20 protein-coding genes are annotated in these 18,643 nt (G+C 38.4%); 14 read left to right on the top strand and 6 right to left on the bottom strand.

Annotation, left to right across the window (positions count from 1 at the left end):
- Nucleotides 1–60 precede the first annotated feature (60 nt).
- From KZC02_RS21060 to KZC02_RS21070, 3 genes are all read left to right on the top strand, one after another.
- Nucleotides 61–336, top strand: coding sequence for an ATP-dependent Clp protease adaptor ClpS (locus tag KZC02_RS21060; RefSeq protein WP_221390498.1), 276 nt, complete (start codon nucleotides 61–63; stop codon nucleotides 334–336).
- Between the two features lie 107 nt (nucleotides 337–443).
- A complete protein-coding gene (gene recR, locus KZC02_RS21065) occupies nucleotides 444–1,058 on the top strand; it encodes a recombination mediator RecR (RefSeq protein ID WP_221390499.1) in 615 nt (204 codons plus the stop codon).
- Nucleotides 1,059–1,086: 28 nt separating this feature from the next.
- The gene (locus KZC02_RS21070) at nucleotides 1,087–1,794 is read left to right on the top strand and encodes a superoxide dismutase (protein ID WP_221390500.1); all 708 of its coding nucleotides are present in this window, start codon (nucleotides 1,087–1,089) and stop codon (nucleotides 1,792–1,794) included.
- A 67-nt stretch (nucleotides 1,795–1,861) separates the two neighbouring features.
- Here KZC02_RS21070 and KZC02_RS21075 read toward each other — a convergent pair whose 3' ends face one another.
- Nucleotides 1,862–3,211, bottom strand: coding sequence for a tetratricopeptide repeat protein (locus tag KZC02_RS21075; protein WP_221390501.1), 1,350 nt, complete (start codon nucleotides 3,209–3,211; stop codon nucleotides 1,862–1,864).
- Between the two features lie 205 nt (nucleotides 3,212–3,416).
- Between KZC02_RS21075 and KZC02_RS21080 the strand changes: the two genes are divergently transcribed.
- Complete coding sequence (locus KZC02_RS21080; RefSeq protein WP_229253708.1) at nucleotides 3,417–3,926, top strand: TlpA disulfide reductase family protein; 510 nt, start codon at nucleotides 3,417–3,419, stop codon at nucleotides 3,924–3,926.
- Between the two features lie 102 nt (nucleotides 3,927–4,028).
- On the opposite strand, the gene azu is transcribed toward KZC02_RS21080, so the two are convergent.
- Both azu and KZC02_RS21090 read right to left on the bottom strand, forming a co-directional pair.
- Nucleotides 4,029–4,526, bottom strand: a complete 498-nt coding sequence (azu, locus tag KZC02_RS21085) for an azurin (protein ID WP_221390502.1) — start codon at nucleotides 4,524–4,526, stop codon at nucleotides 4,029–4,031.
- A 103-nt stretch (nucleotides 4,527–4,629) separates the two neighbouring features.
- Entirely contained in the window at nucleotides 4,630–5,226 is a 597-nt protein-coding gene (locus KZC02_RS21090) for a hypothetical protein (RefSeq protein ID WP_229253709.1), read from the bottom strand.
- Nucleotides 5,227–5,336: 110 nt separating this feature from the next.
- Here KZC02_RS21090 and sucD point away from each other — a divergent pair, with 110 nt between their 5' ends.
- The 9 genes from sucD (at nucleotide 5,337) to gldN (ending at nucleotide 14,534) form a co-directional block, all read left to right on the top strand.
- A complete protein-coding gene (sucD, locus tag KZC02_RS21095; RefSeq protein WP_221390503.1) occupies nucleotides 5,337–6,215 on the top strand; it encodes a succinate--CoA ligase subunit alpha in 879 nt (292 codons plus the stop codon).
- 58 nt (nucleotides 6,216–6,273) lie between these two features.
- Entirely contained in the window at nucleotides 6,274–7,140 is an 867-nt protein-coding gene (locus tag KZC02_RS21100; RefSeq protein ID WP_229253710.1) for a DUF4271 domain-containing protein, read from the top strand.
- Nucleotides 7,116–7,454: a DUF4271 domain-containing protein gene (locus KZC02_RS32040; protein ID WP_229254408.1), complete on the top strand. Its 339-nt coding sequence runs from the start codon at nucleotides 7,116–7,118 to the stop codon at nucleotides 7,452–7,454. The genes KZC02_RS21100 and KZC02_RS32040 overlap by 25 nt, the downstream gene beginning before the upstream one ends.
- 41 nt (nucleotides 7,455–7,495) lie before the next feature.
- The gene (locus tag KZC02_RS21105; RefSeq protein WP_221390504.1) at nucleotides 7,496–8,278 is read left to right on the top strand and encodes a uroporphyrinogen-III synthase; all 783 of its coding nucleotides are present in this window, start codon (nucleotides 7,496–7,498) and stop codon (nucleotides 8,276–8,278) included.
- Nucleotides 8,279–8,409: 131 nt separating this feature from the next.
- A complete protein-coding gene (locus tag KZC02_RS21110) occupies nucleotides 8,410–9,387 on the top strand; it encodes a type IX secretion system membrane protein PorP/SprF (RefSeq protein WP_221390505.1) in 978 nt (325 codons plus the stop codon).
- 355 nt (nucleotides 9,388–9,742) lie between these two features.
- Nucleotides 9,743–10,816, top strand: coding sequence for an SUMF1/EgtB/PvdO family nonheme iron enzyme (locus KZC02_RS21115; protein ID WP_221390506.1), 1,074 nt, complete (start codon nucleotides 9,743–9,745; stop codon nucleotides 10,814–10,816).
- Nucleotides 10,817–10,927: 111 nt separating this feature from the next.
- On the top strand, nucleotides 10,928–11,743 hold the full coding sequence (gene gldL / locus KZC02_RS21120) for a gliding motility protein GldL (RefSeq protein WP_221390507.1): 816 nt from the start codon (nucleotides 10,928–10,930) through the stop codon (nucleotides 11,741–11,743).
- 91 nt (nucleotides 11,744–11,834) lie between these two features.
- The gene (gldM, locus tag KZC02_RS21125; RefSeq protein ID WP_221390508.1) at nucleotides 11,835–13,427 is read left to right on the top strand and encodes a gliding motility protein GldM; all 1,593 of its coding nucleotides are present in this window, start codon (nucleotides 11,835–11,837) and stop codon (nucleotides 13,425–13,427) included.
- A 54-nt stretch (nucleotides 13,428–13,481) separates the two neighbouring features.
- On the top strand, nucleotides 13,482–14,534 hold the full coding sequence (gene gldN, locus KZC02_RS21130) for a gliding motility protein GldN (protein WP_221390509.1): 1,053 nt from the start codon (nucleotides 13,482–13,484) through the stop codon (nucleotides 14,532–14,534).
- A gap of 148 nt (nucleotides 14,535–14,682) precedes the next feature.
- Here the strand turns inward: gldN and KZC02_RS32755 are convergent, their stop codons facing one another.
- The gene (locus KZC02_RS32755) at nucleotides 14,683–15,324 is read right to left on the bottom strand and encodes a collagen-like protein (RefSeq protein WP_221390510.1); all 642 of its coding nucleotides are present in this window, start codon (nucleotides 15,322–15,324) and stop codon (nucleotides 14,683–14,685) included.
- A 118-nt stretch (nucleotides 15,325–15,442) separates the two neighbouring features.
- Nucleotides 15,443–16,111 (bottom strand): DUF4230 domain-containing protein, encoded by a 669-nt coding sequence (locus KZC02_RS21140; protein ID WP_221390511.1) that lies wholly within the window; start codon nucleotides 16,109–16,111, stop codon nucleotides 15,443–15,445.
- Nucleotides 16,112–16,156: 45 nt separating this feature from the next.
- On the opposite strand from KZC02_RS21140, the gene miaA reads away from it, so the two are divergent.
- Nucleotides 16,157–17,080 carry a tRNA (adenosine(37)-N6)-dimethylallyltransferase MiaA gene (miaA, locus tag KZC02_RS21145; RefSeq protein WP_221390512.1) on the top strand — a complete coding sequence of 308 codons (924 nt, stop codon included), beginning with the start codon at nucleotides 16,157–16,159 and terminating at the stop codon, nucleotides 17,078–17,080.
- 61 nt (nucleotides 17,081–17,141) lie between these two features.
- Here miaA and KZC02_RS21150 read toward each other — a convergent pair whose 3' ends face one another.
- A complete protein-coding gene (locus KZC02_RS21150) occupies nucleotides 17,142–18,374 on the bottom strand; it encodes a saccharopine dehydrogenase family protein (protein ID WP_255637491.1) in 1,233 nt (410 codons plus the stop codon).
- Nucleotides 18,375–18,643: the final 269 nt, after the last annotated feature.

Consider the following 18,643-nt stretch of genomic DNA (forward strand, 5'->3'; position numbering starts at 1 on the left):
AATCTTCTGTTAATGTACGTTTTTAATTAGATTTGCTAATCAAACAGAAATTTGGTTGTTATGCAAGCGCTTACAGAGACAGAGGTTGAAATTCTGGAAAAAACCATCGAAACAGAGATAAAAAAACTGGTTATATATAATGATGACGTAAATACTTTTGATTGGGTAATTGATACGCTCATAGAAGTTTGTCGTCATACCAGTGAGCAGGCAGAGCAATGTACGCTTATTATACACTATAAGGGTAAATGTTCTGTAAAAGAAGGTGAATTTGAGGAATTGATCTTTATGCGGAATGAAATTTGCAGAAGAGGTATTTCGGCAGAAATTCATTGAGTACTAACCATGTTTAAAATTGGTATGGAATGAAATTTTGATGCCAATGAAACGTTGGTTTGTGACTTACTGTTTATTAAACACTGCTTAATTATTTATCAGTTCACATGAATTATCCTTCACGTCTTATTGAGGATGCCGTTGGAGAGATTTCCCGTCTTCCGGGAATTGGGAAAAAAACAGCTTTACGCCTGGCATTACACTTATTAAAAAGAGAAGAGGAGCAAACGCGTTCACTTGCCGAGGCAATTGTAAATATGCGCACAAAAACCTCATATTGTGTAAAGTGCCATAACATTGCAGATGGGCAACTTTGTAACATATGCAGTAATCCAAAAAGAGATGCATCCATAATTTGTGTGGTAGTAGATACCAGAGATGTTCTTGCCATTGAGGCGACCAGTCAGTACAAAGGTTTGTACCATGTTTTGGGGGGAATCATTTCACCCCTGGAAGGTATTGGCCCGTCAGATCTGCATATTGAATCGCTTCTGACAAGAGTTGAAAATCAGGAAGATGGAGAGCATGTTGCTGAAATAATTCTGGCGCTGAATCCTACTATGGAAGGCGATACAACCGCATTTTATTTACAGAAAAAATTAAAGGTAACTGGTGTTAAAGTAAGTACTATTGCACGGGGGATTCCGATAGGAGGTGACCTGGAATATGCAGATGAAATTACACTGGGAAGAAGTATCGTAAGCCGGGTGGCCTACGATTGATACATATACATTTAATGTTAAGGAGATTATGAATAGAATAGATTTCTTGCGCACCTTAGCCGGAAGCACATTTGCCGTTGGAGCTTTGGGAAACCAGGCATTTGCAGGATCAGATAACATTATACTTGCTGAAACTGCACCTTTTAAGCAAGCACCGCTTCCTTATGATTTTGGAGCTTTGGAGCCAAGTATTGATAAACTTACGATGGAAATTCACTACACAAAGCATCATGCTGCTTATGTGAAAAACCTGAATGACGCGGTAAAAGGAACTGAATTTGAAAAGAAATCCCTGGATGAGATTTTGAAAACTATTGGTAAAGCTCCGGCAGCTATAAGAAATAATGGTGGCGGGCATTGGAACCATACTTTTTTCTGGGAAGTAATGGGTCCTAAAAAGGGAGAACCAACGGGCGCAGTTGCTGATGCTATTAAAGCACAGTTCGGAACGCTTGATAAGTTTAAAGAAGAATTTGCAAAAGCAGCAACAACCCGTTTTGGTTCCGGGTGGGCCTGGCTGGTTGCTAAGGACGGAAAATTGTCTATTGGTTCTACACCAAATCAGGATAATCCTTTAATGGATATTTCTGATATTAAAGGGACACCTGTTCTGGCACTTGATGTTTGGGAACATGCCTATTACCTGCATTATCAAAACAAGCGTGCTGACTATATTAAGGCTTTCTGGGATGTAGTAAACTGGGATAAAGTCGCAGAAAATTTGAAGAAGGCATAATTAATAGCGTCTTCAACGGATAAAAGGAGAGGATAAACTATTAAATCGTTTTTCCTCTCCTTTTGGTTTAATTGGAAGCACAATAAGTACTAATTACCTTATAAGCCTGCGAGTAACCAAGTTCTCCTGCCTTACTCAGATCAAGACATCCATCATTTGTCTGTCCGAGACTATTTTTAAGAATTCCTCTCAAATAATAAGCCTCAGGATAATCAGAACGTAATTTTATTGAGCTGGTAAAATCCAGAACAGCTCCCATCTGATCGCCGTTGGAAGACCTGATCATTGCGCGTGAAAAGTAGGCATTTGTATAAGTCGGGTCTAATTCAATTGCAGCAGTTAAGTCCAGAATAGCGGCTTTACTATCTCCGGTCGCTGCCTTGCTTATACCCCTCATGAAATACGCTTCTGTACGTTCGTTCGTAAGATTGTCAATTTTAACGCGTTCTTTAACTTCATTACGAAGCTTGTCCAATACTTCCCGGTTTATTTTGCCTGCGTACACTATTTTTTTAGGGTCACCGACATAGCTGTTTTTTAATTCGATCGCTTTGGTAAGGTCTGCTATAGCTCCGTGATGGTCATTTAGTTTACTTTTGGAGAATCCTCTGCCATAATATGCCTCATAGTTTTCAGGATCAGTCTGTATCGTTTTTTCAAAGTCGATAGCAGCACCTTTGAAATCATCAATTTTATTTTTTGCAAATCCTCTTTTACTATAGAAAGAAGCATCCTGCGGGCTTAGCTCAATAGCTTTTGTAAAATCAGTTATAGCTCCCTGATAATCACCCAGCTCCATTTTAGCCGTGCCTCTGCCTGCATACGCACCAACCCGTTTTGGGCTTAGTTCAATTACTCTGGAAAAATCAGCGAGACTACCTGCATATTCCTGTAAATCCTGTTTGCAGTTTCCTCTGGCATAAAGCGCTGCAATTTCATCAGGATTTAATATTAATGCCTGATCCAGATCCAGCAAAGCATTACGGTGTTTGTGAAGTTTGGCGTAGCTTACACCACGATTATAATATGCCTTTGGATCTTCGGGGTTAAGCTCAATCGCTTTGGTATAATCCATTAAGGCAGACTGAAAATCATCCTGCAAACTTTTACTGACACCGCGACTTTGATAATATAATGCAACCTTTGGATTGATTTCGATAGCCTGATCGTAATCTAAAATTGCTCCGCGGTGATCTTTTAAATTTGCTTTTGCCAGTCCTCTGTTAAAATAACTCGGAGCATGCTGCGGGCTCATCTCAATAACAGTACTATATGCCTTTAATGCTCCGGAAAAATCGCCCTTAGATGCAATGGTATTGCCCTCTTCAAAGTACTCGGCTGCTGATCGTTGCGTAAAACCAGGTTTGGAAAGAAATAGTGTGGCTATTGAAAAAATGGTAATAAAACTGTTTTTCATGTACGAAAAAGTAGTAGGAATTTCTTTGAATGGCATAAAAGTATTCAAAATGATTCAGGAACAAAAACAAATTCCTCTGCCTGAAAACCATAGTCATTACATTTGTTAAATATATCTATTTTTACAGCGTGGAATACTTTAATAAACCAGATTAAAATATACAAATAAAAATGACTGCTGTTTCGAAAAAATTTTAATTTTAGGAGTGATCATCATTGCGTCGGTTGCTATATATCTGGCATTTTTTAAGCCTGCTGACAATGAGAATGAAACATCATTGAGTCCGGTTGCTCCTGTTGAAGCCAATGATGGTGTTTATATTTCATCGCTGACAGATCTGGAAGGCCAGTCTGTAGCAATGGACCAAGACAAGCTGATATTTATGAATGTTTGGGCTACATGGTGCGGACCTTGCAATATGGAGATGCCCGGAATACAGAAGTTATATGATAAATACAAAGAACATCAGAAAGTTGCATTTTATATTATATCTGATGAAGATTCTGAAACTGTAAATCCTTTTATAGCCCGGAAAGGATATCAGCTTCCTTTTTACCGCTTTACCGGCGTATATCCTGCCGCATTGGATGGTAATGCAATCCCCCGGACTTATATTATTTATAAAGGAAAAATTCTGGCTCAGGAAATCGGAGCTTCCCAATGGGACAGTCCGGAAATTATTCAATTAATTGATAAGCAGCTGTCTGAGATTTAACTGCTTGTAATTTTGATAAAATATCCAAAACTTAGAAAGTATGGACACAAAAAAGGAGCCTGATTTATTCAGGCTCCTTTTCTATAATTAAGTTTTTAGCAATTATTCAACAATGAAAGTACCTTTCATTAAAGCATAATGGCCAGGGAAGCTGCATATGTAAGTATAAGTCCCTTTTTTTGGTGCTGTAAAAGTGATGGTATCGCTTTCTCCGCCACCCACAAGTTTGGTATGCGCAATGATGTTGGCTTCTTCTGATTTTGGAATGTATTCAGTTTCTCTGGCTGCTGCTGCCTTCGAGCCAAAAGCGGCTACATCAACACCTGGTTTTAACAAAACAAAATTGTGACCCATTGCTGCCTTAGCTAGTTTCCCAGAATGTGTCAGAGTAAGTTTTACCTTTTGTCCTGCCTTTACTTTTATCTCTTTAAGGTCGAACTGCATGGCATCACTTCCTTTTATAACGATCACTTTTTCTTGCTTTGTGTCATTTACTTCTGACTTAACAGCAAGTGATTTTGCGGTTAACGAGCTTGTTGTAACAGCTCCCAAAGCCATTATCGAAGCAAGAAATAATACGCTGGACTTGATCCTTTTCATATTTTAATATAAGTAAACTTGTTTTGTTTTAAATAACTCGTGCAATTTAACAGATGGCTCACTAAAATAATAACGCATTAACATTTGTTTGAAAAACAAAATTTTAAAAAAGTATTTTATATTCATCCCTGATGGCATTTCCAAAGCAAATTACTGCCAATACAGTCATGTAACGGTTGATATCAATAGGATCCATTGGTAAAGGTATTCTATGGGATTTTGTCGAAAGGGCAAGCAGCGTCATCGAAACAATCACCCATAATGCACTTTTTTGTTTATTACCTAGCCCGAGACAAGAAATCAACAAGGTTACGATAATACAAAATGGCTGTATGATCAGGCCCATAAACTGCACATGGTACCAGGTAATACAGAATAAAAGTAGCAGACCTAAAGAAATCGTTGAAAACAGCATTAAATTTTTAGCTTCATAACGCATAATTACGCACCATGATGCCGATACAAGACACACTGCACCTAATGTCCTTTCACTGTCACGTATAATATTTTGCAAATTGTCTGAAATATCCAATCCTGCAAATACAAACAATTCAACCAATGCATTAACGGATATAGGTAATAAAAAAAATCCCCATAACAACCGGTTTGTTAAAGGTTGCAGATTGTAATATTTATAAAAAATAAATGCACCGGTCAGGCTGAGTATCAGGTTAGAAAATATATGAGGATTAGTAAGCATATCTATGAATATGGCCCAAGAATATCAAAAAAGCAATTTACAAATTCTGGTTACATTTTGCTACTTCGTGCTTTTCGTCCTACTTTTACCAAAAAAACTGATTTACCAACATGAGCGTTTTAGTTAATAAAAATTCTAAGGTTATAGTTCAGGGATTTACGGGTTCTGAAGGCTCTTTTCATGCCCAGCAAATGATTGAATATGGCACTAATCTCGTAGGTGGGGTAACTCCCGGGAAAGGTGGACTTTCACATTTAGAAAGACCTGTCTTTAATACAGTAGACTTGGCAGTACGTGCTACCGGTGCAGATGTTTCAATCATATTTGTTCCACCAGCCTTTGCTGCTGATGCCATTATGGAAGCTGCTGATGCTGGTATTGGCGTTATTGTTTGTATTACCGAAGGTATCCCTACAAAAGATATGATGCAGGTAAAGGCATATTTGAAAGGTAAAAATTGCCGTCTAATCGGACCAAACTGTCCGGGAGTTATCACTGCAGAAGAATGTAAAGTTGGTATCATGCCAGGTTTTATATTCAAAAAAGGAACAATTGGGCTTGTTTCTAAATCAGGTACACTTACGTACGAAGCTGTGGATCAGCTTACACGTGCAGGACTTGGACAAACAACAGCTATTGGTATCGGAGGTGATCCGATCATCGGAACAACAACAAAAGAAGCTGTTGAGCTTTTGATGAATGATCCTGAAACCGAGGCTATTGTAATGATTGGTGAAATTGGAGGAAGTATGGAAGCTGAAGCAGCTGCTTATGTGAAATCTACCGGAAATAAAAAACCTGTTGTTGGTTTCATTGCTGGTCAGACTGCTCCGAAAGGGCGTCGTATGGGACATGCCGGTGCTATCATTGGTGGTGCAGACGATACTGCAGAAGCTAAAATAAGGATCATGAAGGAGTCTGGAATATTTGTTGCTGAATCTCCTGCATTAATTGGTGAAACAATGCTTATTGCTTTAGGTAAAAAATAATAGCTATAACTAAAAATTATATGAAGAGGGCTGAGGAAACTCCGCCCTTTTTTATACCATGAAGTCCATTTCTTTAATTCTTTTTTGGGCTTTTAATTTAGCACTGGTTTTGGTGGGCTTTCGCGCTCATGCTGATACCAGGTCAACTCCACCCGAACAATTTTTCCCAATTTATAATTATCAGAATGACTGGCTGGTTTATAGCGACCAGTACAAAAACTATGTTCCTTTTTCCCAGGAAATTGATGAAAGTTCAAGATATGTAAGTGTTTACATTGATTTGATTAAAAACAGGAGATATAGTCTCTTGTTAAAAACAGAAACAAGGAACTATTTATTTATCGAGGGTACTCTTCAAAAGGAAATAACTCAGGAACAATGGGTTAAAATGGACGTAGACAGTCTTTACAAGATTTATAAAAAAGACGAATTACTGCTGACAGTTTATGGAAGTCCTGGTATAGACGACAAAAACTTGCTCCTATGCAATGAAAGGAAACGGAATGATGCAGGAATTATTGAGAGTGCTTCTTCCAATATCATTAATATAAAACCTATTGCCTTTTCGCCATTTCGTAATTTTGCGATTTTTGCAATGGTTATTATCCTGATCCTCAATGCCTGGATTTTTAATGTAAATCCGCTTGCATTTATCAGGCTTATTAATCCGGTAGAACTGTTAAAAAATGATCCGCGGGACCAGCTTTCCAAGTTAAATAAACCCTACAGCAGCAGCATTATTTTCTTTGTTATCATTGTATCCATGCTCACCAGCTTTACGCTGTTATTTCTGTCTTCCAATAAACTTAATGTATTTTCTGTAAACATTATTCTTTCAGAAAAATCCAATACATTTCAGTTGCTTGGAGATTTTTTTATTCTCTCAACAATCTTTTTTTACTGTTTTACTTTAAATTCATATTGATGGTAATGGTAGGGAATATGCTTAATCTGGACAAACTGGTAGATGTGCTGTTTATAAAAATAATACAATCATCCTACCTGTTTTATGTAGCGATATTTCTTCTTGTTTTTATGCTAAGCTTCAATAGCCCTATGTGGCTCAATTCGGTAAAGTCATTTTTTCTTGTACCGTTCCTTATCTTTTACATTGCAAGATTTCTTGTGCTTTACTTCGTAAGTAAGCCACCGGGCACGCTTATTAATCTGTATTTATTTTCGTACCTTTGCGTCATAGAAATAATCCCGCTGATCATTGGCATAAAGTTTGCTCTATAAGTCAACAGATTACATGTGGGAATAACTAATGGAGATTATACATGAGTGAAACTATCAAATTTGATCAGGATCGGTTGACTAAAGTTACTAGTCTATTGGTTAGTCAGTCCAGACCAGCAGACGAAAATTCTCCTTATTTTGAATTAGCACGTAAGTATAATATCAAAGTAGATTTTCGTGCCTTTATCCAAATTGACGGTGTTTCCTACAAGGAATTCCGGAAACAAAAAATTGCTATACTCGATCACACGGCTGTTATTTTTACCAGCCGTAATGCTATTGATCATTTTTTTAGAATTTGTACTGAAGGAAGAATAGAAGTGCCTGCAACGATGAAATACTTTTGTATTTCAGAGCAGACAGCTAATTATCTTCAAAAGTACATTGTGATCCGCAAGCGTAAAATATTTGCCGGCACTAAAACAGCGGTCGAGCTTATTGAATTGATGCGTAAGCACAAAAAAGAGAAATTTCTTTATCCATGTTCAGACGTTCGTAAAAACGATATCCCTGAGTTTGCTGATACTGAGGAATTTCACTTCACAGAGGCTACCATGTATCAGACTGTTTCAGCGGATCTTTCTGATCTTACAGAGGTATTTTATGATATAATCGCCTTTTTTAGCCCGTCCGGTATTAAATCCTTATTTGATAATTTTCCTGATTTCAAGCAGAATGCAACACGCATCGCTGCGTTTGGGCCAACTACTGCTAAAGCTGTCGAAAATGCAGGTTTAGTACTTGACATTCAGGCCCCATTACCTAATGCACCATCCATGACAGGAGCGTTAGAGTTATACATCAAGAAAGCAAACAATGCTTAGCATGACTGCTTCCATAAAAAAGGCCAGGAAAATTTCCTGGCCTTTTTTGTTGATTTATCAATTTTTTTGAGCAATATGCGTTATTAAATTAACCGAAAATTACGAGTGATTTTTAAACCCAACCTACCGGCATGATATTGAAGTTTATCATTCAGAATATTAAATGGAACCGGCTGCTTGCTATATTAATACTTATATCATCCAGTGCCATTGCTCAAAAAGATGCTCAGTTCAGTTTGTTTTCATTAAATCAGCTTTATCTCAATCCTGCGGCTGCGGGAGCTGGTGGATTGACTCAGTTCCAATTAACACATAGAACACAATACTCAGGATATCAGGGAACTAACCCTGTCGATGAAGGTGGTTCGCTTTCAACACAGTTGTTTTCTTTTAGCATGCCGATCAAAAACTTTGGAATTGGTTTTTATGCATTAAATGACAAAAGCGGTCCAAGAACAGATCAGGATTTTAAAATTTCGGCTTCCTATCATTTGCCTGTGCTTGGTGGCAATTTACAATTGGGAGCCAGTGCGGGATTGTTCAGACAATCAATTGATTATGGAAAGTTAAGAGCAGTTGATCCTGATGACCCTTTGATACTTACCGGGGTTATTTCGGAAATAAATCCGGATTTCGCAGTTGGTGCACGTTTTGAAAATGAAACATTTCATGTAGGGCTTTCATTAAATCATTTGTTAAAGCCAAAATACCAGCTGGGAAGCGAAACAGGCACTAATCCATTGCCAAGAACTTTATATTTCAATGCAGGAGTAAATATTGAATTGGGTTATTTGCTTGATATACAGCCGATTGTTTTGGTGAAATCTGATATATCCACTTATTCGGTAGAAGGTGGTGCAACAGTTACCTATAATAAACGGTATTGGGTTGGCGGTACCTACAGACAGCAGGATGCATTTTTTATTATTATGGGCGGGGTGTATCTGTTAACGGATCAATCATTAAGATTGTCAGGCGCTTATGATCTGGTAATTGGAGGCAATAAGACTAAGGCACCTTCATCTTTCGAGGTAATGTTATCGTATGCTTTACCATCTCCTAAATTTGGAAAAAAGACAATCATACGCACTCCGCGGTTCAGATTTTAATTTGTAGTAATGTTTATCTGAATACAGTTATAATTTATCTGGTTATAGTTTAAATAATGCTTCCAGGCTTGTTAATTTATATTTTTTTTGTTTGACAGTTATTAATTACTATCCGTCAGATTGGGAAACTTAATTTATATTTGTAAAATATTGGAGTATTATATCAATTGTTCATTTTGCTACGTTAAGACGATTAGCTTGGTAAAAGTTTCGAAAATAGCTCGGCTTCCTTAGATATGTATTGGAAAGCTGTGGTTTCAGATTGTTACTTTTGTTTTTATTTCAAGTATACTATATACAAACTGCCGACGTTTTTAGGCTAACATTTATTACTCAAATTTTTTACAAAACCACTATGAATGTGAAAGTGTTCTATCGGGATGGAGTCAAAAGTCTGCTTTTGGTAGCCGCTCTTATGCTCATGCAAAGTTGCGGATTTATTAAAAGTAAGTTTGGCAAGGGAGGAAAGGAAGAAAGCGGTGTTCAAAACGGAGAGATTACAGCTACCGCCCGTAAAGGATTTAAACAAACTACGCCGGCCGGAATGGTGGTAATACCATCAGGTTCCTTTATTATGGGCCAGGCGGATGAAGATATTGCTTCTTCGATGAATAATATGAACCGCAGGGTTACTATTAGCTCATTCTATATGGATGATACAGAAATCACCAATAATGAGTATCGCCAGTTTGTTAATGCCCTTCTTGTTGACTCTGTTTCGGTATTGGGCGAAGAAGAAATCATGTCAAAATATTATCCGGACACAACTGCCTGGAAAAAAGATTTTGCTTACTCAAACGGTGATCCTTTTGTAGAATATTACTATCAGCATCCTGGTTTTGATACATATCCGGTAGTGGGTGTTAGCTGGCAGGGAGCCCAGTATTTTTCTAAATGGCGCACCAACTTATTACATGATTTTCAAAACCAGGAAGGACAGTTTAATTCTACCGGTTTCAGGTTACCAACAGAAGCGGAATGGGAATGGGCTGCAAGAGGCGGACGTGCCGTTGCCAAATATCCTTGGGGAAATCCATATACTATGAATGCAAAGGGTTGTTTCCTTGCTAACTTCAAACCGCAAAGAGGTAATTATGATGCCGATGGATATCCTTATACTGGTCCTGCCAATGCATATAATCCTAATGATTTCGGTTTATATAATATGGCTGGAAACGTAGCAGAGTGGACTTCTGATGCTTATACTGATAATGCTACCGCTATTGTTTGGGATATGAACCCAAGATATGATAATCCTGATGAGCCCCGCAAAGTCGTAAAAGGCGGTTCATGGAAAGATATTGCTTATTATCTTCAGACCGGAACACGTAGTTTTGAATATGAAACAGAAAGGCGTGCTTTTATTGGATTCCGCTGCGTAATGGATAATGTAAATGATCGTGGTGGTGCACGTGCCCGTCGCCGTTAGAATATTTGATAAAAAAGAAGTGCGGTGTTTCAGACACTGCTTCTTTTTTACGGCCTTCTCTAATTAACTTTTATAACAAACAATTTTTCACTGTAACCGATTTGAATTCGTATGGCTAAGAATAGCGGACCTAGTTTTGTATGGGATAAACTAGTACCAACAATATACAGCGCCGGTGCTGCCGTCGTTATTTTAGGAGCATTATTTAAAATTCAACACTGGGATGGAGGTAGCGAAATGCTAACGCTGGGTTTGGGTACAGAGGTTATTATTTTCTTATTGTATGCAATCCAGACAATTTCCAAGCCTGTTGATACTGAGCCGGACTGGACGCGCGTATATCCTGAACTGGACGATGATTACAAAGGACCGGCAATTAGCCGTGCAGTATCTGCATCCGGAAGTGGTATTACTGCTAAACTGGATAACCTGCTTGATAGTGCTAAAATATCTCCGGATGTTTTCGATAGTTTAGGAAAAGGTTTCAAAAACCTTTCTGATACTATAGGTAAAATGTCTGATCTTACAGATGCTACTGTTGCAACCAATGACTATGCGAAAAACGTAAAGTCAGCTTCTGCATCTATCAATGATATGAACAAATCTTACGGAGTTGCCATCAATGCTATGACTTCAATGGCAGATGCAACTAAGGATGCTCAATCATATCGTGATCAGTTTCAGCAAATTACTAAGAATATGGGTGCATTGAATGCAGTTTATGAATTAGAATTGCAGGATACTACCAAACACCTGAAAGCCATGAATGCTTTTTATGGCAACCTTACTGCTGCTATGGAGAATATGGCCGATGCTACAAAAGAATCGCAGGTATTTAAAAATGAGATGAATAAGTTAACAACTAATATTTCTTCTCTTAATGGCATATATGGTAATATGTTAACTGCAATGCGCGGCAATTCATAGTATCTTCATAATCAATAAATAAACCGGCTCGAACCGCTATTTATTGTTACTATAAAATTATTTTATCACTGATAACTGATTACTGAACAATATGGCAGGTGGAAAAGAAACACCCCGTCAAAAGATGATTGGAATGATGTATCTGGTACTTACTGCAATGCTCGCATTACAGGTAAGTTCAGCCATTATCGAAAAATTCATACTTCTGAATAATTCTTTGGAACTTTCTTCCGGAGCGGCCGATAGAATAAACCAGGAGACGGTATTAAAAATTAAAGCTGCTGTTGAGAAATCGGGTAACCGTGCATCCGATATTGCAGTTATGAAACAGGCAGATGAAGTACGCAAAACCTCTTCGGGTATCATTAATGAGTTGAATGCATTGAAACAGGAAATCATCGCACAAGCTGGTGCGGGATTGAATGAAGAAGGTGCAATTAAAAATCCTCAGGAAGAAGCCAAAGTTGGTGAAATGATGGTAGGAGGGCAAAAAAACGGGAAAGCTTACAAGCTGAAACAAAGTCTTAATGGCTATACTTCGGAACTGAACAAACTTTCACCTACTCAATTTTTGCCACTTGCAATGGATGGTAAAGATGATCCGATTGCCAAAGACAGCAGAGACCAGAAAAACAAAGACTTTGCTGAACTGAACTTTGCTGAAACACCGGTTGCAGCTGCTTTGGCAGTATTGAGCCAAAAACAAACTGACATTCGCAGAATGGAAAGTGAAGTTTTGAACTATCTGGCAAGTAAAGTAGGAGCAGCAGATATTAAGTTTGACCGAGTTTTGGCCATGGTTAGCGCTGATGCAAAAACAGTTGTAGCTGGTACCAAATTTAAAGGTCAAATGTTTATTGCGGCATCTTCTTCAGGAATTACGCCTCGGATGAGTTTGAATGGCGGTGCAATTAAAGTAGAGAATGGTGTTGGATTAATCGAGTTTACTGCACAGGGTGGTGGATACAATGCCGAAGGAATTGCTAAAAGGTCCTTAACTGGTGAAATCAGAATTACTACACCCGCCGGAAAAGATACTACTTATAGGATGACACAGGAATATTTTGTAGTGAAACCTTCTTATCAGATTGAGACTGGTACTTTACCTCCATTGTATCTGGGTTGTGCTAATAAACTAAGTATTCAGAGTCCTGCGCTTGGAGCTCTTTGGGCACCAAGTTTCTCAACTGACGGTGGTGAAATAATTAACAGCGGTGAAAAAGGCAAGTTTACAATAGTGCCAAGTAAATCATCACTGAATATTACCGTAAGCAATGGTGGTAGTGTTCTTGGTTCAGATCCGTTCAGGGTTAACCGGGTTCCTAAACCAACGTTGGAAATAAGAGTTAACGGTGCAGTTTTTGATGAAAGAAAAGGAACTCCTGCTTCCGGAGCCAGAAGTATTCAGGTTGCTGCCATTCCTGATGAAAGTTTCAAGAATTTTTCTCCTGCGGATGCAAGGTTCAGAGTTGCCCAGATAGAAGTTTCTTTAGCCCGGGGAAACAGAAGAATCGGAGGCGTAACTATGAACGGTGCCGGTGGTTCTATATCTTCTCTAGCTCAGCAGGCACAACCTGGTGACAGATACGTGGTTACAGTAATAAAAGTAGAACGCCAAAATTTTAAAGGAGCTGTAACGGAAGTTGAAATGGGAAGTCCAATTCGCCAGGTTACATTATACTAAGTTTCGATCAATATTCGTTGCTAAGCATATAGAACACTAGAAGCTATGATAAGAATGAACGGAAAAACAATTGCATGGTCACTGTTGGCATTATCAATAGGACATAGTGCTGCTCTTGCTCAGGAAAAAATTGATTCGACTGAAAATCGTTTTTCTTCGCGTCCGATTGGTGATGAAGATATCATGATGAAAAGGACATTGTGGAGAAGAGTCGATCTTAAAGAGAAACAGAATATTTCCATGTTTTCTAAAAATAACGAGATCACCCGTTATTTGATGGATGCTGCGAAAGCAGGGTTGATCGATGCATATTCAAATGATTCTTGCACGGTTAAACTAACTTCCCAGGAAATTCATAAAAGGATACTAATTCCAAACCAAACGGCGGGTTTATCTGCTGAAGAAATTGCAGCTGGATTTGGGACTCCCGCCGCCGCAGCGGATGATGGCTGGGGAAATAAGCCAAAGCCAGAGGCAGCCAAACAAGCTAATACAACTACGGATGACGGATGGGGAAATACCAAAAAAGACCCTAAAAAAGAAGAAGTTGCAGCAGCAGACGATGGTTGGGGACCACCTAAAAAGAAATCTACCAAGAAAAAAGGTGCAAAAGACGCTAAGGTTGAAGCTCCTGTCGTAGAAGCGGCTCCTGTTGATACTTTTCAGACTCAGCAGTTAGCTGCTACCGAAGAAGAATACTTTCCGGATCAGTTGTCTATTTTGGAAGTGAAGGAAGACTGGACTTTTGATAAAAAGAGATCACGTTTGTATAATGACATTCAGACTCTTTCAATAGTTCTTCCATCAGAACAAACTGCAACAGGTTTGGAATTGCCGGTAGCTTCGTTCCGTTATAAGGATGTAGAGCGTTTATTCCGCAGTGATCCTAAGAAATATATCTGGTACAACACGCATAATACGGCTCAGAACAAAAATCTGGCTGATGCATTTGACCTGCGTCTTTTTTACGGAAGAATAACGAAATACTCCAATGCAAACGACAGGGCATTTCTGGATATTTATGGAGGAGACAAAGAGGCACTTATAAAATCTTTGAATTACGAGCAGGAATTAATGGAACTGGAACACGGCCTTTGGGAATATTAATTGTAAAATAATTTGGTATAATTTAGGGCTGGTAACATTGTTGCCAGCCCTATTTTTTTAAACGTATCCTGAATATAATAATTAAAGGCTCAGAATATTCCACATAAGTGGTTTTCTGAGCCTTTTAAAACTTTCTGTTGATTAAATATTATCTAATAATCTTCGAAGCCATTAGTTTTTGGTATCCTTGTTTCGCGCTATAGTCTAATTTCTTAACATTGGTTTCATTTAAACCAAGTGCAGCTATGGTTTGATCATAATTCTTCCAGTTAACGTTAGCGTTGGATCTTACATTTCTAACTACACCTGGGATTAATACTAACCGAAGATCATCTAAAATTCGGGTTGGTGCTGTATCCTGGTCTTCTGACCAATTGGTTGAATACAAGTAGACTAAAAATTGGGAATTCTCTACACCATAAGCATAGCTAAAAGTACTGAAGCCCTTCTCGAATTCTACATTGCCTGGTAAAGGCCACCATAACCCCCCACTTTTTGCAAAGACCTGAATCGTGGATGCGTCGATAAATTCTTCATCATCGGCAGTTAATTCATCGAAACCGAATACATATCTGCCGGTGTCCGCAGTAACCTCACCAAAGGAATAAATAACTGATCCAACACTTCCTGTAGTATCGCTAGCACCATCTGCACCTGCAGGTCCGGCTGGTCCTGTAGGGCCGGTAGCACCTGTATCACCTTTTGGGCCAACTGCTCCGTCATCGCCCTTGCAATTCACTAAAAACAATGCTACGCAAACCCAAGCAACTAATAATAATTTTTTGAACATAATTGTTAAACGTTTAGATAGTGAAAAAAGTAAGTATTTGTAAAATAGTATATACGCAGGTAAAATGAATATTGACGAAATTATATTTTATTATTTCACAAAATACACAAAATATTTTCTAATCTGTTTCCAAATCTAAAGAATCAACTCCTGCATCTGTTGGTTTATAATTTGAATAGTGACCGAGTTCTTTTTTATTAGAATCAGGTAATTGCAAATCGATTTTCCAGTTCATCGTCGAAGCAAGCTGAAACATCATCAGTTGGACCTGATTTGTAGCAATACGAGGCAGATCACTTTGCAATGCTTTATCATTCATCGTTTGTTTAGCTTCGTTCAATATGGCTGTGTAATCATCACTTTGAAAACGATTTAGCCATCCTTGTTCAATATCGTAAAACTTGTAATCGGTATCTATTGAAAGGATTTCTGGTTCTGGAAAAAAGTCGATGATCATTTTCTTGTCAACTTCAGAAATATGATAACGCATTTTTCCGAAATCGTAGCCAACCAGTACTTTCGCTTTGGCAATGATAAGAGCCTTCTTTTTATCATTTATCAGATTCCAGATACTTTTTTCATCCTGATAATTATAAATCTCTGTAAAATATCCTTCGGCCATAACTACCTTGAAAACTTTTTCAATTCTTTCGACTAATACAGTAGCTTCCAGTTTCGTATCCGCAGTTTTGGGATTGCGATTTGAAAAATAGTAATAACCTGTTGCGCCTAAACCTCCGCCAATACAAAGTGAGATAATAAAAAAAAATAGTGTGTTGGCGTCCATGATCTTTATTTTTGTAGCAACTAAAATTCATATAAAAAGTGCAGAATGCCAAATAGCAAAGAAAAATACCTGATCATTCTGGCGGGGCCTACGGCGGTTGGAAAAACTGACCTTTCCATTCGGTTAGCAAAAGCTTTAAAAACGGTCATTATATCCGCAGATTCGCGTCAGATTTTTAAAGAACTAAATATTGGAACAGCTAAGCCGGATCAAAAAGATCTGGAAAGTATTGAGCATTATTTTATTAATTCACATTCTATTAAGGAAACATACAGTGCAGGAGATTACGAACGGGATGTTTTAATATTGTTACAAAGTTTGTTTGAAAAGTATGATTGTGTAATTCTGACTGGTGGTTCAGGTTTTTATATAAAAGCAGTTTCCGAAGGGCTGGACTTCTTGCCTGCACCTTTACCTGGATTAAGAGAATCGCTTACACAACGTCTTAAAGAAGAGGGATTGGGAAAATTACAGGGAGAGGTAAAAAGCATTGATCCTGATTTTGCCAATAGCACAGAAATTGTCAATCCTCAGCGTGTAGTAAGAGCATTGGAAGTATTTCATACTACCGGAATTCCAATTTCAGCCTATCAGCAAAAAAACAGGTCACAGCGGCCATTTAAGCAAATACTGATGGCAATAGATAGGGAAAGGTCTGATTTATACCAACGTATTGATTCCCGCATGGATTTAATGCTTATGCAGGGCCTGGTGGAGGAAGCGAAGGAATTGGCTCCTTTTAGGTTACACCACGCATTACAAACGGTTGGTTATAAAGAGGTATATGGATTTCTCGACGGACTGTACAATGAGAAGGAAATGGTCCGGATTCTTAAGCAGAATTCAAGAAGATATGCGAAGCGCCAATTGACATGGTTCAAGCATCAGGGTGATTTTCATTGGTTCCAGCCCGATGATTTTAATTCAATATTATCATATATCGAAACCAGATTAAGTGAAAATACATAACAAAGAAAAACCGTTGCCTATAAATCTGGCAACGGTTTTTCTTTAAATATTTTGTATCGTATCAGGCAGGATATTCGTGAGGAAGCGCTTCGTTTATAAGCTCGTTCCAGGGTAAGCCGTGTTGGTTCAGAAGATCCATAAAAGGGTCAGGATTCAATTCTTCAACATTCCAGACACCCGGTTTCAGCCATTCTTCATTGGTCAGCATTAGCATAGCACCAATCATGGCCGGAACGCCAGTTGTGTAACTTACAGCCTGTGCTTTTACTTCACGGTAACATTCTGCATGATCGCAGTTATTCCAAACGTAATATGTTTTTTCTTCACCATTTTGAATGCCTTTTATCTGGCAGCCGATTGAGGTTTGACCGGAATAGTTTTCTCCCAATGAATCCGGTGCGGGGAGAACAGCTTTCAAGAATTCAAGCGGAATAACATCTATTCCCTGGAATTTGATCGGGTGGATACTAGTCATACCAACGTTTTCAAGAACGTTCAAATGTGTAATATAGGCTTGTCCAAAAGTCATCCAAAATCTGGCCCGTTTCAGGGTTGGGAAATTTTTTACCAGCGATTCAAGCTCCTCATGATAAAGGACGTAACTTTCTTTCGGGCCAATCCCGGGATAATCAATTGGCTTATGAATAGACATCGCAGGAATTTCTACCCATTCGCCATTTTCCCAATAGCGGCCTGGCTGCGTTATCTCACGTATATTAATCTCTGGATTGAAATTAGTGGCGAATGCTTTTCCATGATCACCTGCATTACAATCAACGATATCAAGATAATGCATTTCATCAAAATGATGTTTGTTGGCATATGCCGTATACACCTGAGTCACACCCGGATCAAAACCACAACCTAATAAAGCCATCAGGCCAGCTTCTTTGAAACGTTCCTGGTAAGCCCATTGCCAGCTGTATTCAAACTTGGCAACATCTTTCGGTTCGTAATTAGCCGTGTCAAGATAATGAACCCCTGTTGCCAGGCAAGCTTCCATGATCGTAAGATCCTGGTAAGGCAATGCTACGTTGATCAGCAACTTAGGCTGAAATCTTTTGATTAATAAAATAGTTTCTGCAACAATATCAGCATCAACCTGAGCAGTCTGAATACTCACACCATGCATTTCTTTTACTTCTGCTGCTATTTTATCGCATTTAGCCTTGGTACGGCTTGCCAGCATAATTTCTGTAAATACATGGCTGTTTAGTGCGCATTTGTGTACAACAACACTTCCTACACCTCCGGCACCAATGATAAGGACTTTAGACATTTTATGATTTTGAATGATTGAAATACAGGAACATAAAATAACAGGCCAGTTAATTTAAAGTGCCTTTATATTTTCGGCAAAGATAGAAAGTCCATACCTTTTTATGCTAATTCCCTAAGAAATTAACATTCTGGTAATGGACTTTTTCAAGTAATTATAAGTACAAGGCGAAGCTAAGTAAAATCCGAAATTCTGTTAAAGTTGTCCGGCAAATGGATGTAGCATAAACAATACTCAATATTCAAATATCAATTTTCAACAAATGTGATTGCCAGCTCTGAAAA

Origin of the sequence: Dyadobacter sp. NIV53 (assembly GCF_019711195.1) — a bacterium.
GTDB lineage: Bacteria > Bacteroidota > Bacteroidia > Cytophagales > Spirosomataceae > Dyadobacter.

What these genes read in the sequence shown, in the direction of transcription:
- KZC02_RS21115 (WP_221390506.1), top strand. Translation starts at nt 9,743, where the DNA reads ATGAATGTGAAAGTGTTCTATCGGGATGGAGTCAAAAGTCTGCTTTTG.
- miaA (WP_221390512.1), top strand. Translation starts at nt 16,157, where the DNA reads ATGCCAAATAGCAAAGAAAAATACCTGATCATTCTGGCGGGGCCTACG.
- gldM (WP_221390508.1), top strand. Translation starts at nt 11,835, where the DNA reads ATGGCAGGTGGAAAAGAAACACCCCGTCAAAAGATGATTGGAATGATG.
- KZC02_RS21110 (WP_221390505.1), top strand. Translation starts at nt 8,410, where the DNA reads ATGATATTGAAGTTTATCATTCAGAATATTAAATGGAACCGGCTGCTT.
- KZC02_RS32755 (WP_221390510.1), bottom strand. Translation starts at nt 15,324, where the DNA reads ATGTTCAAAAAATTATTATTAGTTGCTTGGGTTTGCGTAGCATTGTTT.
- gldL (WP_221390507.1), top strand. Translation starts at nt 10,928, where the DNA reads ATGGCTAAGAATAGCGGACCTAGTTTTGTATGGGATAAACTAGTACCA.
- KZC02_RS21100 (WP_229253710.1), top strand. Translation starts at nt 6,274, where the DNA reads ATGAAGTCCATTTCTTTAATTCTTTTTTGGGCTTTTAATTTAGCACTG.
- sucD (WP_221390503.1), top strand. Translation starts at nt 5,337, where the DNA reads ATGAGCGTTTTAGTTAATAAAAATTCTAAGGTTATAGTTCAGGGATTT.
- KZC02_RS21070 (WP_221390500.1), top strand. Translation starts at nt 1,087, where the DNA reads ATGAATAGAATAGATTTCTTGCGCACCTTAGCCGGAAGCACATTTGCC.
- gldN (WP_221390509.1), top strand. Translation starts at nt 13,482, where the DNA reads ATGAACGGAAAAACAATTGCATGGTCACTGTTGGCATTATCAATAGGA.
- KZC02_RS21140 (WP_221390511.1), bottom strand. Translation starts at nt 16,111, where the DNA reads ATGGACGCCAACACACTATTTTTTTTTATTATCTCACTTTGTATTGGC.
- KZC02_RS21105 (WP_221390504.1), top strand. Translation starts at nt 7,496, where the DNA reads ATGAGTGAAACTATCAAATTTGATCAGGATCGGTTGACTAAAGTTACT.
- recR (WP_221390499.1), top strand. Translation starts at nt 444, where the DNA reads ATGAATTATCCTTCACGTCTTATTGAGGATGCCGTTGGAGAGATTTCC.
- KZC02_RS21060 (WP_221390498.1), top strand. Translation starts at nt 61, where the DNA reads ATGCAAGCGCTTACAGAGACAGAGGTTGAAATTCTGGAAAAAACCATC.
- KZC02_RS21075 (WP_221390501.1), bottom strand. Translation starts at nt 3,211, where the DNA reads ATGAAAAACAGTTTTATTACCATTTTTTCAATAGCCACACTATTTCTT.
- azu (WP_221390502.1), bottom strand. Translation starts at nt 4,526, where the DNA reads ATGAAAAGGATCAAGTCCAGCGTATTATTTCTTGCTTCGATAATGGCT.
- KZC02_RS21090 (WP_229253709.1), bottom strand. Translation starts at nt 5,226, where the DNA reads ATGCTTACTAATCCTCATATATTTTCTAACCTGATACTCAGCCTGACC.